This is a genomic window from Bartonella sp. AA97HXZ, assembly GCF_042196985.1.
Lineage (GTDB): Bacteria > Pseudomonadota > Alphaproteobacteria > Rhizobiales > Rhizobiaceae > Bartonella.
Genome location: NZ_JBHIRC010000108.1, coordinates 1 through 576, shown reverse-complemented (window position 1 = coordinate 576; position 576 = coordinate 1). Strand labels below are relative to the sequence as shown.

The following is a 576-nucleotide window of genomic DNA, read 5'->3' as shown; positions in this document are numbered from 1 at the left end:
GAAAAGCTCTCGGAGAGTGCCAAGGCTGGTATGGAACAAGCCGGCGAAGATCTGGCTAATTCGATTGTCGATGGCTTTATGTCGTCTATCTCACAATTGATGGATTTTTGTAAATCTTTGCCTAGCCGCATTAAGGGGTGGATTGGTTCCATTGATGTAAGAGAGTTTTTGCCAAGTTTTTTGGGGGGTAAAACAGCCATCCAACCCATCGTGCAATTTGCGGGGGCTTCTCCTGTAAATTCATCTGCCAGAGAGCAAAGAGACAAAGACCGTTCCCCCATCACACACAATCAAAATGTCACAGTGCATGTTAATGGGGCGCGTGAACCCATGGCCACTGGTCGTGCGGTTGCCCATGCTTTGCAACGGGCACGTGCTAATGCTCTGCATGGCGGGACAGAATGAGGGGAGGGCGTCTATGAGAGATCCTTTGATGATGTTAGGACCGCATCAATTTTATGTGGACTGGCTGAATTTCCAATCCTTTGAAGAAGAGTTTTCTGCCTCATGGGTTTGTATGGAGCGTTTTGGCAGGTCCCCCAGTTTGCAATTTACCGGCTATGGCAATGATGCAAA

At 48.3% G+C, this 576-nt stretch carries 1 protein-coding gene and 1 pseudogene; both read left to right on the top strand.

The window, feature by feature from the left end; all coding sequences use genetic code 11:
* Positions 1 to 405, top strand: a pseudogene (locus ACFINE_RS09955) (phage tail tape measure protein); the annotation flags it as partial.
* Positions 406 to 418: 13 nt separating this feature from the next.
* The coding region (locus tag ACFINE_RS09950) for a phage tail protein (RefSeq protein ID WP_375621915.1) at positions 419 to 576 on the top strand (158 nt) is incomplete at its 3' end.